Source organism: Paenibacillus sp. 01T442 (assembly GCF_056398345.1).
In genome coordinates this window covers 673933-692209 of record NZ_JBFTPF010000001.1, presented here as the reverse complement: position 1 = coordinate 692209, position 18277 = coordinate 673933, and the positions used below count along the sequence as shown (strand labels likewise).

Sequence of the window (18277 nt, the reverse complement as noted above, 5' to 3'; positions counted from 1 at the left end):
GTCCAAGCCGATATCATGAGGCCTGGAAGGCAAATAAATTAGGGGTAGTGGAGATTACCCTTTAAAAAAGGTTGAATACGAAAAATGAGAAACTGCGAGAAAGCAAGTATTCAGCAGATAGACTCCATAATTAAGGGGCCGAACCGTTTTTAGCACATCTAGTCGTATTCGCWAAAATTAACTACATAATTTCCATCTAATTGGATAAATCGAAGATTTTGCGATAAATTAACTGGATGTTTTCCATTAATCTATGTTGGCGAGCAATCCACTCCCGGCTAATGCGTACTTAACGATGCGCTGCCCCTTTCCGCTATAGGCAGGTGTGAGCATACCCTTCGAGCAAAGCTTCTTAAGCATCATGACCGCAGTCCGATGGTCGATATCAAAATGCTGCTCCACATCCTTCGGCCGGATCGGCTCTGCACGCTGAACGGCGAGACGAAGGACTTCTTTTTCGGCCATGTGGGCGCGTAGAACAGGTTTTGAACTTGCTTGATATCTCGCCATCACCATTCGCAGCAGGGCTATGCATAGCTCCGGTCTTTGCTCAACATCATCATAGGCGAAGGAGATTACTTGATACCCCATCGCATGAAGAAACGTTTCGCGATTCAATTCATTGCAAAATTTCTGCCTGTCCAGATCACGAACGTGTGAAGTGTAGCCTTTTATTTCGATAAGCAGCTTCACAAAGCCTGGCAACCAAGCAAAATCAGCAAAGTAGGAACGCCCGCGCCAATCGAGCACCTCATATTCAGGGTGAAGATGCTCGAAGTCACCACGTAAAATCCACCAAATTTGTTTCGCAAAAAGCGCCTCCCCATGCCCATGTCCCCTCTCCAATCTGCCGCGCCGCTCCCCACTACGATTGTTCAAATGCATCTGAATAAACGTTTCATGCTCTTCTACAACATTCATTGTTCTCATCCCCCTCTAAATAGAAAAACGCCCCGCATCCACTCAAAGGAATGGAACGGGACGTTCTTCGTCACTTATTTGTCATTATAAGGGAAATATTGGTGGATGACTAGTCCTGATTAGCTAGATACAGCGGCCGCTTAGCAGGTAGCCTTCGATGCATTTCTAGAATAACTGGATTTCCTGTAGTTAAATCAGAGCTTTTCACCTAATTAATTGGAATAACTGGAAAACCTACATGTAATAATGGCAGAAACTCAGATATCGCACTCAAACACACTAATTAGCTGTATATTTTCCATTTAAATGGATAAACCCACGTTATTCCTAATTATTAACTGTAGTTTCTCCATCTATTGCGCAAGTGGGGGGGGCTGCGTATGTCGGCGTTCTTGTGAATGACATATTTGTATTGGCGTACGTGTGAATGGCTTTCTTGTATGTGCGTACGTGTATTCCAGTACGTGCAATAGTTCCACGACTACAAGAAATAATATTGACTCAAATCCTTGCCCTTCAAAGCATAGCGCTTGTAGTGCTGGTAATGTGCCTTATACAGGTCGCCATCCTTCGCAGGTGCGTACGTTAGGAACAGCTGCTTGCGGCTTTTATCCGATGTATTCGTTCCACTTTGGTGCGGTGTAAAAGAGTGGAAAATAATAACGTCACCCGGCTTTGTCTCAACGATTTCACCTGTACTAGGGTCGATTTCTGCGATCTCCTCCGCATTCATATTCCGCAGCTCCCCTGGTGTTGAGCGAAGACGCTCGTGGTACCCGGGGAACAGCTCCAGACCACCATTCACGACGGTAGCTCCGTCAATCGCAACCATCACGCTGATCAGCCCCTCGATCGGGAAGCCTTGCCACCATGCAGCATCCTGATGCATACTGTATCCGTTTGCCCCTGGCAGCTTAAAGATCAATTTATCCTTGAACAGTTGCGGCTCATCCAAATAAATATCACGAAGCGGCGTTAGAATACGCTCATCCCTCACCAAATCCGCGAAAACCGCAGAAATATCATGAACCGGGTCCAGTCGTTCAATTTTCACTTCACCGTTTGCATACCCTTTGTGCCCTGCCCGAACATTATTTGGTGCAGTATACGCATCTAACGTGAGGAGCTTGTCGCATTCTGCTTGAAGCACGATGGCTTCTTGCTCGCTGAACACATTTCGCAGGACCAGATAGCCTTTCTCGTTATAGCTTTGAATCTGATCTGTGGTAAGAATGTTAATTTTTTTCATGTGTGTAATCTCCTTTGTGTGTTGCTTGTATTTGCTTCCATGACCTAATAGTACTCCGAGTTATTTACATTGCACATGCACTGGTTTATGATATTTCATATACTTTTTTGCAGTTGAAACTTCACGATGAAAGGTGAATTATGATGCCTCCTATCCAAATGGTTCGATACTATTGCAGCGGAATTAGGGATAGCTTTATGATGGAAGAAGATATATATAAGGACTGGGTCCTGCTTGCCCCACAATCGGGCGGATTCTCTTACAACCTAAGCATCAATGCAGAAGAAGATTTCCAAGATGTGTCGGTTGGAGAGCTTGTCATTTGCCCGCCAGACACGTTGTTAAAACGTAAAGTAACGTCGCCTTTCTCCTTTATTTTCATAGAATTCAGTTCAGAGCACACGTATCCCCATGGCAAAGTTATGATCCGAGATATTCAGCGTTTAACATCTACCTTCACTTATTTGCGGCATCTATCCGATGAACCTTCAGACAAAAACGGAGCCTACGCAACTCACTTAATCGCGGATCTTCTGTTCCAAATTGAGAAAGAACAAGACCATATCCCGTCCTACCAGCAGGACAAAACAGACCCGATTACCTACCGTGCCCTTGCTTATATCGAGCAGCATGCGTTCGGAGCTCACTTTCAATTGCAAGACCTCGCGAAGGAGCTTGGCCTCAGCGCTTCTCAGTTAACAAGACGTTTTCAGCAGGTGTATAAGCTTTCTCCCATAGCCTATGCCACCACACTTCGACTTCAAAAAGTACGCTCCCTACTCGTCGACACCGATCTAACACTCGAGGACATCGCTGAGCAGTGCGGGTATCAGAACGCTTTTTATATGAGCCGCATGTTTAAAAGCAAAATTAAAATAAGCCCCTCGACGTATCGAAGGACTTACCGTTTCTAAAAAGCTCTACCTACTTCTTCAATTTGTAGCTTACAAACGCTAATTTCTGGCTATCTGGCGACCACGAGTTGACGTTAATTGTCCCTTGTCCTCCAAATAGTGATACTAAGGTCCGAGAGGGACCTCCTGTACTTGCCATTAATCGGATTTCAACCTCTTTATTCGGGGGATGCGCATTAGGCTCGACATCTCCCTTGCGATAAACAATATAGGCAACCGTATTCCCATCTGGGGATACGTGTGGAAACCAATTATTACTGGGCTCATCTGTCATTTGTGTCTGCTCACTGCCGTCCACGTTCATTCGCCATACCTGCATCAAGCCGGATCGTGTGGAATTAAACCAAATATGCTGACCGTCTGGTGAGTACTCAGGACCATCATCAAGTCCAGGAACATCAGTCAGTTGTCGCTCCACACCACCCTGAACGGGAATCGTATAAATATTGTACACGCCATTCCGCTCCGCACAATACGATAATTCACGACCATCCGGAGACCACCCATGCAAATAGCTTGGGGCCATCGCTGTAATCAATGTAGGCTGACCGCCAGCCAACGGAAGCACGTAAATACGCGACTGCCCGTCCTCCTCGGTGTGATGACTCACCGCAATTTGCCTATTATCCGGGGACAACACATGGTCGTTATTACACCAATTCGCATAGCCAGAATCGATCACTTTGCTTTCACCTGTAGCTATTTCATAGGCGTAGAGCAAACCTCTCTGATTGTAAATGAGACGTTCACCATCACTCGTCCAATTCGGCGCCTCAATCAAATCATCAACTTCAGCCAATACCTGACGTTCCCCTGTGCCTACATCCACAATTTCAAGAGTACTAATGACATGTCTTTCTTCCCGCTTGCGAGGCTGCTGCAACGTATTCATGGGATACACCGTCCTTTATAGTCCCATCATACTCACTCCATAAAAGTAGTGTCAAATTTAACCAAAACATACCTACCTTAAGCAAAAAAGAGCCGCTAAACAATCAGCAGCCCTTGCTCTGGTAAAAGTTGAACGGTCGTCAAACGACCCTCTGCGGTAATACCTAGGTGTTCCTCAGCCAGAAGGCTTATCGTCGCTCCCGCTCCAACACGATACACATGAATGAACCTTGCCTGCTTACCCATTTGGCGATGCAGCAATGCAGTCAGCGGTACGCTTGGATCGATGGAATGGCCCGGCGTTCGAACCGTCAGCAGCTCTTGGTCTGGAAGCACCAACGCCGTTTGATGAATCTGGGCACTACCATCCGATGAAAGCTGATACTTCATTTGAACATTGGATGCTACAGGGGTATAGCTCCCCACGATAGGCAAATCAGGCAAGTTTTCTTGGATGAGAATGGGTGGATACTGGACTTTATCTGCAAAAGAGAGCTCCTTCAGATCTTTCGACTGTGGCGCGACCATAGGATGCATCCACCACTCAATTGACTGAGGATTCTCACTCGTGAGCGTAACCTCGAACCAATCCAACAGCCAGTCGCTTGTTAAAAAGAGATGGCGATTCAGCTTGCAGTCTACATAGGCCGAATCACTCTGCAGCCAAGCGTAGGTGCTCGCTTCCGTTTGTTCAAAGCGCAGACACCGCCCTGTATGCTCGGCTTGCGATTTACCGCCTAGTGAAACCGTGTTATGACTGGCGGTTTCACCAAACCACGGACGCAACGTGGATCCATATGGAACTACGCCGAAATCTGGCGTAAGTGTTTGATCTTTATGCATCAACGACAAGTGCAGCTTATCGAGGTGTCCGTGAGCACCCCCGTGTTCACCAAAATCCACAAGAAAAGACAGCGGGTTATCCGCATGTCTCCCGACAGCAAAACCGGATGATGGCCAAAGCTTCGAGCCACGCGGCTTCGTAAGAGCCTCAGGGTGAATCGCTATGGATGCCGTAGCGCCATACAGCAGCGCTTCAAGCCCGCAGCGCGAGCCGTCCGCCGAGCCCATCTGGCGATAGGCCTCGCGCAGAATCGGCATGAGGCCTTCCACGGCATAGTGGCTCAGCCCCAGCTCGGCTACCTCCGCGATTTCGCGGGCGTAAGGCAGCCGCTCCATCGGACCGTCGTGCAGCGCTGGCAGCACGCCTTGGTCATCGGCCAGCTCGGCTAGCGCTTCTACCATGCCGCGCATGGATTGACCCAGCGATCCCTCGCACGTGTACAGATCCTTCGCGCATCGCTTCGCCATCTCAGCGAAGATCAAATACGCCCGCAGCACGAAAACATGATAATACGTGCTGCCTTCGAACTCTAGCTGATCGGGTTTCACGCCGATCGATAGATGATGCCGGAAGCCGCCCTCGGCTTCTACTAATGCCTCTAGCTCATGCCGCTCCCCTCTGGCGGCATACACACAAGCGAGCGATGCGTTCAGCCAAGCGGTATAATTGTTCTCCGCATTGTTCCGCTCGTGGATCAAAATCCCGCGATACGCGCGCATGCTCTCTTCAAGCAGATGATGGAATGTATCTACCTTGCGCTGCTCATCTGAGCTAAAGATGACCCCTTCATCCATCAACAGGACATACGCACGAATCAGCGTCGTGGACCAGATCGATTCCGTCAGCGCTTGATGAAACGCGCGCCCCTTCAGCATCCAAGGCTGTGCATCTGGATGCACAGGGTACAGCGGAAACTGCGCCGCATACGCCACGATCAGTTGTTTGCTCAGCTCGGCATAGGCGTAGTCGCGCAGCCCCGCATAAACCGCAGCAGCCTGCAGCGCGATCCGCGCGAGCTGCTGGTGCTTATACACCAGCCATGCGCCTCGATACTCGGCGCCTTCCACTACACAGCCGTGCGGACAATGAAACTGCGTCGCATCGGCTATGAAAGGATCGAACAGCAGCTCCGTGTGGTGCTGCGGACACACATACTGGTGCCACCAGCCGCCTGGCTCCAGGGGAATCATCAGACTGCCGCTAGCCTGCAGCCCATCAATCTCTTCCTTCAGCGAGTTCGCCACCTCACTCGCCCAAGTTAAGCGCTGCACCTTCGCGCGAATCGTTTCGCTCACCTTAACGGCATCGCTCATCGCATCATCATCCCGCCGTTAACTTCAATCGTCTCTCCCGTCAGGTAGCCCGCGAGCTCCGATGCTAAATACAGAACCGCACCAGCTACATCCTCTGGTGTGCCTTCGCGCCCAAGAGGAATGCCACCGATGGTAGCCTGACGTGCTGCGTCACTCGTGAAGGTGGCGTGGAACATCGTGTTGCCAATGAACCCTGGCGACACGTTATTAACAGTGATGCCACTTGCCGCTACTTCCTTCGCCAGCCCCTTCGAATACGCCATCACAGCAGCTTTGCTGGCTGCATACACGCTAGAACCAGGCCCACCGCCGTTATACGCAGCAACCGATGACATATTAATAATACGACCGGCGCCCTTGGCTTTCATGCCGGGCAGCACTCTTTTGCACATAAACACCGTGCTTTTCAAATTCACATTCAGAATGCGCTCGTACATGTCCTCGGTCATCTCTGCGTTCGGCACTCGCTGCACCAAATGCCCTGCGTTATTCACCAGAATGTCGATGGAACCGCCAAAAGCTTGCTCAACCTCGTTCACAAGCCGATTAATTTGCTCAGCATCCGTCACATCCGCTTGGACAAGAATGGCCTCCCCACCAGCCGCACGAATGGCTGCCACCGTTTCCTCGCCCTGAGCTATGTTAGAAAGGCAATTCACACCAACTTTTGCCCCATTTGCAGCCAAAGCCTGAGCAATCGCCCGTCCAATCCCCGCGTTCGATCCTGTTACAAGTGCAATTTTCCCAGTTAAATTAATTCCATGCATATGATTTCTGCCTCCTATTAAATAGTTTTTTATATGTTGATCAACCTTTTGCAGCCCGTAACTTATCCACAGTAGGTCGTAAAAACCCAGCCAATTGCCCCCCCATTCGACTATGTCCGTAATCCGAGGGATGTATCAAATCACTTGTCAAAGAAGTAAAATCAATCATAATCTGCGCCCCATCTAACAGGGTCAAATTCGGATGCTGGCGACTCTCCATGTATCGTTTTAGCACCTCATTAAATTGCTTTTCAGCCACGCTAAACGGATGTGCCGTATCATGAAAATACGTTGCCCGATTCGGATAGATCGTTGTCACAAAGATCGGTTTCGAAGGGTGTTTGCGAATGATCCCATCCAATAAATAAGTGACGCGATGCTGGAATTCCTCGACATTTACGGTTCCTCTCATGTTGACACCTAACTCCAGATAGGCGAGGTCCCAATCCTCCCGCTCCGCCAAATGATCCGCCAACTCTGGCTCACAATAGCAAGACCCGCTGAGTCCTAGATTCAACACATCAATATCAAGGCGGCGAGCTGTCTGCTGGACATAACCGTTATAGTGGCTCAACGCGCCAGCCCCTTGTGTAATCGACGAACCGTAGGCGAGCATGGTCAATTGCGGTACTTCCTGACGCTCAGGAGGCCTAATCGCAAAGCCATAAGCATCTATGTCAACAAAGATCGCTGTAAACCGGTCGCAATAGATACGCCACACGTTTGAAGAGAACGCGACATTATCCAATAACGCAAGCGGTACCTCAGCAAATCTTTCGGGTGATTCCAATTGTAAAGTGGTGATGACGCCAGCCTTTAAGTCATATGCCGCATGAAAAAAATCGCCCTTAAAGACGAGCACGCGTCCATCCTTTTCTTGCGCAGCCATCGTCACTCTGATATTTGTAGCCTCTGTCACAAATCGAATCTCACAGCCGCTAGACTCGGCAGCTTTGGTTCGGCCTTTTTCGGTTAATGATTCACGAACCTGCTTGGGAAACCGTTGTAGCCTAAGACCAGGTAGATACGCTCTCGATTCCAACTCCGCAACATTATGAAACACCACATTCTCCAGCATCGCTTCTCTCCACGCTTTCTCTCTATGTTTGAATTACGGGGTAATGGTTGTAAAAATCAAGGTTGGTGCCTTGTTAGTGTCCGTATATTCTCTGGTATATACTGTGGCTGGATTATCGACAGACACCATCGATAAACGGAAGCTGAGTGTGCCATCACTTTGGGTCTGAACATACTTCGTCACATCAAAAGTCACATAGCTGCCGGCAGTCACAGGAAGGTCACCTGCATTCACATCCGTAAATGCTCTAGCTGGCTGATTCGCCGCAGTGATGAGTGTTGGATCCCAACTATCCGAGGCAATCCCATGGAGCAGGAGATCGGCTCCAGCTTGTGCACTCGCGACATACAAACGCAGCTGAACCGTATCGATGGTGCCTGACAAGGTCGGAACGGCTACTTTCATGTAACCCACTTGCTTCCCCCCATCTGTCTGAATGAGCATCGTGGTCGTTGTACTGTAGTTCGTATTCGCATTGGTCGATGTAACACTGTCCACATACGTATCTGCATCCACAACTTTCGTTGTTTGTGTAGGTGTTTTTACTGTAATGGTCAAGGCAGAAGACGTGAATCCGTTATACGATGCCGATACAGCAGCACTTCCTAATGCAACGCCAGTAATACCGCCGCTGCTCGATACCGACACAACACTTGTCTGACTACTTGTAAAAGCAGCACCTGCCGCAGTTGCGTCTTCCGTTGATGAATCTGCGAAATGAGCCGTTACTTGAAGCTGCTTCACGCCACCGCCGAGCGCGATACTCGCAGGTACTCCTGAGATCGTAATGCCCGTCATAGCTGGTGTAGCCGTAGTGATGGTATTACTAGCTGTTGTGCGATTCGCTTGATCCATCGCTTCAACTTTGAACGTATACGACGTGCCTGGCAGAAGCTCAGTTGCGGTATACGAAGTCTTATTAGCAAAAGTAGTATCGTACAGAACTCCGTTTCGATAAATGCGATAACCAACGATGTTCGTATCATCATTTGCCGCAGGCCAGCTGAGAGTTACTTGTCGCGGAGTTACCGTTCCAAGCGATAAAGGTGTGCCTGAGCTCCAGCTTGGTGCCGTGAGATCTGTTAGAAGATCAGCGGTATACTCATCCGCTCCGACATCAGGAACACCGGCTCTGGCTTCGCGCTCTACATCTTCCGTCACGAAGGACAGTGCGCCGCCACTGCCATAGTTGCCAATCGAGCTATTGATTGCGAGGCTGTTAGCTGCAAGCTTTTTATAAGGTATAGATTTCAGTCGGTCATACTCACTTGAGGTCCAAAGCCATGCATAGTCAGCCTGACTTACATTCAGCACCGCTTCTTTCATCATCGGATAAGCAACTTTCACTTCTGTTTCAGTAAGTGCAGCCGAATTCCCCGTAATTAGGGGCACGCCGTGCTGTGGAAACATGATATTTCCAGACCAGCTTAAGCCTGGGATTGGCGTCATAATTTTTATAAGTTCTTGCTGACCTCCTACCACCACATTATTGGCAAAAGTTAAATTCTGCGGAGCCATGCCGTAACGCACAAATCCCAGCTCGATACCGCTTTTATTGTCCACGAGCGTGTTGTTTGCGATCATGATATTCTTGGCAATGTAGTGATTATTGCTTGGGATCGGCTGAGTCAGATTATCGTTATCTCCCGTCGTTAGGGCAATCGTCGCGTCCCATTCTGTCCCTGTCAAACCTTGAAAATAATTGTTATACACCTTGTGATTCTGACCGTAAACCCGCACACCGCCCGTACCTAGCGTTCGGCTGTCTGGGTTTGTCGGGAGCACTTCACGTCCATTTCCAATAAACATGTTGCCATAGACACTAGAACCGTTCCCCGATCTAAGGGACACTTCGCCTAAGGATTCGATGAAATAGTTGTAGCGAATGACATTGCCGCCGCTTTTGACGGAGACATATTCAGGGTCACTATCGACATGGTCGAAAATGTTGTACTGAATCGTCGCATACGCATTCAGATGCACCAAATCCGTCACGCCAAGGCGGATGCCTTCGGATTCATTTTCCTGACGAGGAAGGGTATTGCGGAAAATATTGTACTCCACCACATCGTACTGGGTAATTTCGTATGTCCCCGCTACGGTGTCTCGGTTGCCGTCGAAAAGAATAAACTTCCCTCGATCCTTTTTATTTTCCATCAAATTGTGGTCCACTTGGTTGTGATGCGAACTCCAACCATCGATGTACACCCAGCTGGATTTGGTTGCATCCGTTGCTGAGCTTGGTGAATGAAAATAATTGTTCGTGATCCGCATATGGTTACAACCTGTAATTCGAATCCAATTTGAGGCCGTGCTGTCCATAACGAACGTCATATCTTGGATAGTGATGTAGGAGCTGTCTGTGAATTTGATCGGACCTGCGTTGAATACGGCCATTCCTTTGTTCTTCGCTTTGATGACGATCGGATTGATGGCGTCGCCATGTTTGCCCGTGATGCTGAAGGTAGCATAATTCCCATTCTCCAATTGGATCACAGTGCCCGGATTCGCTGCATTAATAGCTTGCACAAGCTGGGTTGAGTTGCTTACGGAGACAGGAGGATTCGCAATAGTTTGCGGTATCGCTGATATAGCTGGCGCGCTATTCGAACTTTCACCCGCTGTATTCACAGCACTAACGACGAAATAGTAAGTCTGACCAACCGTTAAACCAGTCACCGTGTAATTCGTTGCTGTGATCGGTGATCCGTTCACCGACGTGAAAGGTCCACTCCCACTGGACGCCATCTTCACATTGTAGCCAGTTGCTGTGGCTGATGCTGTCCACGCTACGTTAACTGCACCTGTGCTAGGTAGCGAAGTCGTTACGCTCGTTGGGGAGCTTGGTGCAGTCGGAGAAGACGTTGAGCCACTTGTTGCCGTTGCTGTAATATCGTCAAAAGCTGTTGCACCCGCATAACTGTAAAGGCCGACTTGACCTGATGTGTATGGCGTTGTGTCCGTCCCTGAAAGGACAAGCGTGCTGCCGTAATAGCCTTCGAGCTTCAGGCTGCCATCCGTGTTTTGAGTCGATTGGAGCTTCATAGGCAAGTAACCAAGACTGTCGAAGGACGTGCTCAGTATCGTGTTCGTGACGGAGACACCGCTAGCGTTCGGGGTCCCTGCCGTTTGCGGCACGCTGATCTTCGAGCTGCCTGTCACTTTTTCCAAATAAAACTGATAGCTGGATGAGTTTTTCTTCATCGTAAAACGGTAATACGTCGCCGTCGTTCCGCTGCCTGAGTATCTGGCGACGAGTCCAGCATAGGTGCTGTTCGCGCCAGTCACTTTGAGTTTGCCTGATAACGTGAGGTCACTGTTCGTGATGGCCGGTGTTGCTGCGCCCCACTGGTCATTCGTTATTACATACGTGACACCTGTAGTTGCATCCGTCTGTCTTAGAAAGTGATTCTGTGTCGCTCCACCGGATGCGGCTTCCGCATCCATGGACCAAGTCGTGCTGCCGCCAACGACAGATTTCCACGGCTGGGTGCTGGTTGATGTGCTCCCAACTGGTGAAGTATAGCCTGTTGTTGCGTTGCCGTAGCTTTCGAAATCCTCCGTTAGCGGCAATCCTGCTGCTGAGGCTGCAGGTGTAGGGATGATGGCCAGACACAGGGATAACAGCAATAGTACAGATAACATGCCACTCACAAACTTCCGTTTCCTAACCATCATTTCATTCATAAATATAAATTCACCATCCTTTTCATTGAACTAAGACCAATTATAGTTAGGTGTGACGCTGAAACATATGATCGAATTTAAGCAGTATTGTGTTTTTTTAAACAGGGGTACAGGTGAATTAGCAGGAAGATCACCAGTCTGAAAGCTAGAGCAGCCTCTGAGGGGAACGTTGGTGCGCTATTTTACTAATTCTGCCTTTATTCGATGGTTAGGGGAACGTCGGTGCGCTATTTCTCTCATTTACGTGTGAATACGAGATTTTTGGGTGAATAGCGCATCCTTGTTCCCTTTCGGCTAAAAATAATCATATTTCACCTAAATAGCGCATCCTCGTTCCCCTCGGACGTAGGTATGACGTTCCATTATGATTTGGACCCAACCAATCTAGCTACTGGTAGGATCGTTAGTGGTGTTCATGTAGCTCATTCCTGTGGGTTTGTGTGAAAAGTGTACTTTTGGTGGGGAGCGTGTTTTGGAGTAGCATATAAAAAGCCCCGCTCCCACAGCTGTCGCTGGCGGGACGCGGTTACAGGGTTGCGAGGTTCTTGGGTTGCCTCTGAGGGGAACGTCAGTGCGCTATTCCATTATTTCTGCCTTTATTCGATGATAAAGGGAATGTCAGTGCGCTATTTCTCTCATTTACGTGTGAATACGAGATTTTTGGGTGAATAGCGCATCCTTGTTCCCTTTCGGCTAAAAATAATCATATTTCACCTAAATAGAGCATCCTCGTTCCCCTCGGAGGAAGGTATGACGTTCCATTATGATTTGAACACGACCAATCTAGCTACTGGTAGGATCCTTAGTGGTGTTTATATAGCTCATTCCTGCATAGTTTGTGTGAAAAGTGTACTTTTGGTGGGGAACGTGTTTTGGAGTAGCATATAAAAAGCCCCGCTCCCACAGCTGTTGCTGGCGGGGCGGGGTTACAGGGTTGCGAGGTTCTGGGGTTCTGGGGCTCTTGGGCTCTTGGGCTCTTGGGCTCTTGGGCTCTTGGGCTCTTGGGCTCTTGGGCTCTTGGGCTCTTGTCTTTCTGCGTTCCTACGTTGCCAAGATGCCGAGAAACACAGGGTTTGACTCAGCTTTACAAAGCCCCACCACCCCTCACGTCCCTATATTCGGAAACCGAATATAGATCCGCGTACCAACGCCGAGCTCGCTTGCGATGCTCAGGCCGTACTGCTCGCCGAACACCAGCTGGATGCGGCGATGCACGTTCATCATGCCGATGCCGCCACTGTTGCCGGCACCCTTATGCAGCTTCGCTTCCGCCAATTGATTGGCGCTCAGCTGCTTGTTTAGCGAAGCTAGATGCTCCGGCGTCATTCCGACGCCGTTATCCTCGAGGACGATAATCAGATCATCGTCCTGCACCCACGCATCCAGCCGAATATAGTGATGCTCCTCGATCCCATCCGCGAAGCCGTGCTGGAAAATATTTTCGATCAACGGCTGCAAGGTAAGCCGGGCAGTCTTCTTCAAGAAGAATTCCGGCGGAATTCTTACGTCCAGCTCGAACTCCCGCCCCACCCTGTGCTTCATGATCGTCATGTAGTTCAGCACATGCTTAAGCTCGTTGACGATTGCCGTCTCTTCGATATGTGTCTGCACCGAGTAGCGAAACATCGTGGCGATGGCATCCACAATCTCCGTTATTTCGGTGGATTGTTGAATGACAGCGTAGACGATAATATTTTCCAACGTATTGTATAGAAAATGCGGATTGATTTGCAGCTGCAGCGATTGCAGCTCGGCCTTCTGTCGCTCCAATTCAGCGTCCTTCTTGCTGAGCTCCGTTCGGTACAAGGTGTCCATTAATTCCGACAATGACACGACCATCAAATTATAGCGCTGGATCAACTCATCGAGCTCATTCTTCGTTTGCAGCTGGGGGATTTTCACCCAGTTTCCTTTTTCCGTTTGGCGCATGCCATTTTTCAAAATTTGAATCGGCTTCGTAATGTTTCGGCCAAATCGATAGGATAGCAACAAGGCCAGCAGTAAAGTAATGCCACCCACCCAGAAGGAGGAGTAGCGAATGCTCGATAAGGGCCGATTAATATCCGCCGTCGGAATCGACACCATGAGGTTCCAGCCCGTATAAGCCGACTTGGAGCTAACGACCATGCGTTCTTCCCCAAACGACGAATCCTTGAAGGATTTCAAGTCATTCCCTTCTATTTTCGCCATCAGCGCCTTGTTCACCGTAGTACCGATTCGCTGCTTGTCCGGATGATAGACGATGCGCCCGTCATTATCGACAATGGCAAAAAATCCGCTCGGCCCCAAATTGATCCCCTTCCACAAGGTTGCGAACTCATCCGCTTTAATCTCGATAGCCAGAATCCCCTTGAACTCATTGAACACTTCGCCATGAATTTTACGCGCTAACGTTATGAATTGGTTATTGCTCTCCGAGAAGACACTGTTGCTAATGATAGTCATGTTGCCAAGCGCATCGGTCTCTTTGTCGAGCTCTTCCATCGTAAAAGCGGGCACTGGATCAACGATTGGCTTCAGCGCTGGGTTCTCGTAATACACATAATTATCAAAATAATCGGCCAAATAGACGGTCATAATCTCTGGTGATTTAATAAAGAGCGGATTAATAACGTTATCCATCAAGTTATCCGTGAACTGATAGTACTCGTAATCGCCTGTTGGCGGGTCGTCGAGGAACTTTTTGACGGAGCTATTGGTAAAAAGCGACAGATGCGCGCGCTCATAATTTTTCAAATATAAATCTGTATGATTGACCGCGTTCGATACAATTTCCGTCAAATGCTGCTCCGTTTGCTCCTTCAGCTTATTCGAAGAAATATAGTAAGAGGAGAACCCGATCGACATGACAGTGATCAGAACAATAGCAGCCACATAGGCAAAAATGCTGCGAGCTAACGATGGCTTCATTATTTGATCCCCATCATATGCCGGTATTCAAGCGGTGAAAGGCCTGTGACTTTTTTGAACATCCGGGAAAAATGCGGGTAGTTCTCATAGCCGATCTCATACGCGATATCGTTCGTGCGGTAGTGCGGCATTTCCAGCATCCGCTTCGCCAGCTCAATTCTTTTGGTAATGCGATATTGCACAAAGGTTTCCTTGAACACCTTCTTGAACAACAAGCTCAAGTAAGGCGGCGTAATGCCCAGATATTCGGCAACGTCCTCTAGGGAGAGACTATTGGTGATATTGGCGTCCATATAAATTTTCGCTTTCTGCATAAGATCCTGACCACCTCGTTGCAGCGCCAGCTCATCGATCATCTTCATGATTTGCTCCTGAAGCTGCAGGAAATAAGCCATCATATCGGTTGTATCCGTTATTTCTTCCGTTTTTGGCAGAAAGCTGCGAAGAGATAATCGCTTTTTGAGCATAGGCAGGCAATCCTGCAGCAGCTGAATGAACTCAGAATCCGAGGAGGAAGCCGACTTGCAGTACAACCGCAATTCCTCCAAATGCGCCTCTACCGCATCAATCCGCAGCGTCCAGATGGCCTCTACAATTTTCTCAATCCAATCCTCATACTTGGAAATGGATAACATCGCATGACCGCTCTGTGAAATCAGCTTCGTCAGCAAATCATGGATTTTGACCGGCGTAAACGGTTTCAATACATATTCTTTGACCCCATAAGACATACCCGCCTGGGCATATTCGAAGTCACCATAACCCGAAATAATGACTTTCTGGATCAGTGGATATTTCTCATGCACCTGCTTACACAGCTCGAGTCCATCCATTTTCGGCATCCGAATATCTGTAAAAAGCAGCTGCGGCATCGATTCTTCGATCATTTGCAGCGCCTTCACACCATTGCTTGCCGTGCGTATGGATTCAAATGTATGTGAATGCTGTTTCAACATAATAACCATACCTTTTAGAATAAGCGGTTCGTCGTCTACAATCAGAATTTGCTTCATCCAGCCGCCCCCCTTTTATGGCAAAAAACATTTATCCTCAACCCGAGAATAAATGCTTTCCACCCAATGCACAAGCTATTTTTTAGTCGCCCATCACGACGCCGTCTTTTTTGTTGTAACGTTCTGTGGCTTCCTTGATGATTTCATTTCCACCTTTGGCTTTCCAATCTTCCAATGCTTTCGGCCAATCGGAAATCGGTTCCTTGCCATACACCATTTTCAGCATATGATCTAGAATGACTGGCGGCATATCGGAGAACTTCAGACCCGCATCTGTAAACTTCGCTGTCGTTGTAAGCTCCGGTGCGAAGGAGATCCCATTTCTTCCCTCTTTGGTCACGATGGTGTCAAATTGGGTGATTAACTTTTTACCATCTTCAGTAGTGTTCAAAAGTGTTCTATTCAGCGCTGTATCTTCCACCAATCTCAGCATGACGGAGCGGAACTGCTCTTCCAGGGAGCCTTCTGGTGTCGTCGGTTGTTTGTAAACGACTTTATTATCTTGCATCGTGTACGTATCGCCTTCAATCCCGAAGTTAAAGAATCGATCACCCGCTTCTGTCACCATGTAATTCATCATTTTCACAATCGCGATGGCTTTCTCCTTGCTGACCTTGCTATTGATGTAGGACAATCCGCCTGTGTAGCTGTATTTCATCATGCCGCCCTTGCCATCATCACCGACTGGGGACGGAATAATGATCACTTCTGATTTTGCATTGGCAGGCTTCGTCGTACTGATCCAGTTCATCAGCAGATTCGCGTTGTGGTTCCATACCCCGGATTTACCGGCATTAATGTTATTCGTCCATTTGTTCCCGTCAAGACTTGCGAAATCCTTCGCCATTAAGCCTTCATCGTACATCGTTTTGTAGACGGTCAGTGCTTTTTGCATCGCTTCCACTTTAAAAAACTTTGGTACAACTTGATCGCCAATTTTCTCGAACATCGTGCTATACGGCATAACGTCATATGCTCCGAAAATCACATCGGAATAGACGAAATCTTTCCGGAAGGCATACGGTTCAGCAACACCATTCTTCTTCATTGCCCTTAATACGTTGAGGAAATCGTCAACCGTCTTGGGAACTGGCAACCCTGTTTGATCCAGCAAATCTTTTCGGATAAATGTGGAGCGACGGCTTGCGTTGGACAAATATTCAGGAATCGCATAGATCTTGCCGTTGTACTTCACTTCGTTCCACGCTTGCTCGGGAATCGCTTTCAATAAATCTTTGCCATATTCTTTGAGAAGGTCATCAAGCGGCATAAACAATCCGCCTTTGATCGCTCCGCTCATATCTGGACCCTGCGGGAACATCCCTTGAATCGTGTTCATGACATCCGGCAGATCCGTGCTGGCGAACATCAAGGCTGTCTTCGGTTTGAACTCCGCATGCGGCACAAGACGAAGATCAAGCTGCGTATTCGTCAATTCGCCTAGCTTTTTCACCCATTTATCATTGTTGATGTCTGTGCTGCTGAGTGCATATTTATTCAAGGAGTCACTTAAGGAGATGGAGATTTTCACCGGTGCTTGCGCTTTTGTGGAACTTGCAGGGCTTGCAGGATTTGCTGGGCTTGCACTAGTTCCAATCGTACTCGTTGAAGAATTGGAGCAACCCGCGATAACCGCAACCATGAGCGTTGAGACGAGACCCGTTTTCAACCAAGCTTTCATTGTATATCCCCCTAATCGATATGTTGTTGATTCGTGATCATCTTATCGTGAAAGAAAAACTTGGAACATTGTGTTTTTTAAACTCAGTTGATCTTTATTATACAGCTTTTACGATTTTATCGAACCGATTAACATCCCTTTGATGAAATGCTTTTGCAGGAATGGGTACACGAGCATGATCGGAATCGTCGCAATGACGATAACGGCCATCTTCAGTCCCTCGGGCGATAAATTGGCGATATCCCCTGCCGTATTGGCTAAATCGGAGGAATCGGTTACGACAAATTCACGTAATTTTACTTGGAGTGGGAACAGCGCACGATTGTTGATAAAATAGAGCGCATTCGAATAGTTGTTCCACAACGCCACCGAATAAATGATACTCATCGTCGCCATCGCTGGCTTCGAAAGCGGCAAAATAATGCTCCAAATCGTGCGAATCTCCCCAGCACCGTCAATACGAGCAGACTCGATTAGCTCACCTGGAATGGAGAGAAAGAAAGAGCGCATCACGAACAAGTTAAACGCACTGATCGCTCCAGGCAGCATTAACGCCCATAAGCTATCCAGCAGGCCAAGATTACGAACTAGCAAGTAATTCGGGATCAGCGGAGCATGAAAAATCATCGTAATCAGCACAAGCAGCAAAATGTATTTGCGCTCTCGATATTCATTTCTGGATAGTGGATACGCTAAGCTTGCCGTMATGATAAGACTGATCAGCGTTCCACAAACAGTAATAATTACGCTTACGCTAAAGGCACGCCATATCGCGATTTGCTTCAGAACCGTTACGTAGTTATCCACCGTGAATTGAACAGGCCATAATACAACCTTCCCCGCACTGAGTGCAACAGGTCCACTGAAAGACTGAGCAATAATATTTAATATCGGCAGCACCATGATTAAGCTGATCAGAATGAGCCCGATTGGATTCAATATGGATATAGGGCTTGGTTTATGCAGGGCAGACTTGCTCTTAGACATACCTAGGAGCCTCCTTTCTTCG

General features: G+C 48.2%; 12 protein-coding genes. 1 reads left to right on the top strand and 11 read right to left on the bottom strand.

The window, feature by feature from the left end; all coding sequences use genetic code 11:
• Positions 1-246 precede the first annotated feature (246 nt).
• Together AC1DLM_RS02870 and AC1DLM_RS02865 are read right to left on the bottom strand one after the other, a co-directional pair.
• Positions 247-921: a PDDEXK family nuclease gene (locus AC1DLM_RS02870; RefSeq protein WP_477569052.1), complete on the bottom strand. Its 675-nt coding sequence runs from the start codon at positions 919-921 to the stop codon at positions 247-249.
• Between the two features lie 481 nt (positions 922-1402).
• Positions 1403-2170 carry a phytanoyl-CoA dioxygenase family protein gene (locus AC1DLM_RS02865; protein ID WP_477569051.1) on the bottom strand — a complete coding sequence of 256 codons (768 nt, stop codon included), beginning with the start codon at positions 2168-2170 and terminating at the stop codon, positions 1403-1405.
• A 197-nt stretch (positions 2171-2367) separates the two neighbouring features.
• On the opposite strand from AC1DLM_RS02865, the gene AC1DLM_RS02860 reads away from it, so the two are divergent.
• A complete protein-coding gene (locus AC1DLM_RS02860; protein ID WP_477569050.1) occupies positions 2368-3084 on the top strand; it encodes a helix-turn-helix domain-containing protein in 717 nt (238 codons plus the stop codon).
• Positions 3085-3094: 10 nt separating this feature from the next.
• Here the strand turns inward: AC1DLM_RS02860 and AC1DLM_RS02855 are convergent, their stop codons facing one another.
• The 9 genes from AC1DLM_RS02855 to AC1DLM_RS02815 all read right to left on the bottom strand — a co-directional run bounded on the left by AC1DLM_RS02855 (position 3095) and on the right by AC1DLM_RS02815 (position 18255).
• Positions 3095-3976, bottom strand: a complete 882-nt coding sequence (locus tag AC1DLM_RS02855; protein ID WP_477569049.1) for a TolB family protein — start codon at positions 3974-3976, stop codon at positions 3095-3097.
• A 95-nt stretch (positions 3977-4071) separates the two neighbouring features.
• Positions 4072-6132: a heparinase II/III domain-containing protein gene (locus AC1DLM_RS02850; protein WP_477569048.1), complete on the bottom strand. Its 2061-nt coding sequence runs from the start codon at positions 6130-6132 to the stop codon at positions 4072-4074.
• Positions 6129-6899: an SDR family NAD(P)-dependent oxidoreductase gene (locus AC1DLM_RS02845; RefSeq protein ID WP_477569047.1), complete on the bottom strand. Its 771-nt coding sequence runs from the start codon at positions 6897-6899 to the stop codon at positions 6129-6131. Before AC1DLM_RS02845 ends, AC1DLM_RS02850 begins: the two co-directional genes overlap by 4 nt.
• 40 nt (positions 6900-6939) lie before the next feature.
• Positions 6940-7977, bottom strand: a complete 1038-nt coding sequence (locus tag AC1DLM_RS02840) for an SGNH/GDSL hydrolase family protein (RefSeq protein WP_477569046.1) — start codon at positions 7975-7977, stop codon at positions 6940-6942.
• Positions 7978-8010: 33 nt separating this feature from the next.
• The gene (locus AC1DLM_RS02835; RefSeq protein WP_477569045.1) at positions 8011-11664 is read right to left on the bottom strand and encodes a chondroitinase-B domain-containing protein; all 3654 of its coding nucleotides are present in this window, start codon (positions 11662-11664) and stop codon (positions 8011-8013) included.
• Positions 11665-12768: 1104 nt separating this feature from the next.
• Complete coding sequence (locus tag AC1DLM_RS02830; RefSeq protein ID WP_477569044.1) at positions 12769-14574, bottom strand: sensor histidine kinase; 1806 nt, start codon at positions 14572-14574, stop codon at positions 12769-12771.
• On the bottom strand, positions 14574-15587 hold the full coding sequence (locus AC1DLM_RS02825) for a response regulator transcription factor (RefSeq protein ID WP_477569043.1): 1014 nt from the start codon (positions 15585-15587) through the stop codon (positions 14574-14576). Before AC1DLM_RS02825 ends, AC1DLM_RS02830 begins: the two co-directional genes overlap by 1 nt.
• Before the next feature lie 82 nt (positions 15588-15669).
• On the bottom strand, positions 15670-17268 hold the full coding sequence (locus AC1DLM_RS02820; protein ID WP_477569042.1) for an extracellular solute-binding protein: 1599 nt from the start codon (positions 17266-17268) through the stop codon (positions 15670-15672).
• A 108-nt stretch (positions 17269-17376) separates the two neighbouring features.
• Positions 17377-18255 (bottom strand): carbohydrate ABC transporter permease, encoded by an 879-nt coding sequence (locus AC1DLM_RS02815; protein ID WP_477569041.1) that lies wholly within the window; start codon positions 18253-18255, stop codon positions 17377-17379.
• Between the last annotated feature and the right edge of the window lie 22 nt (positions 18256-18277).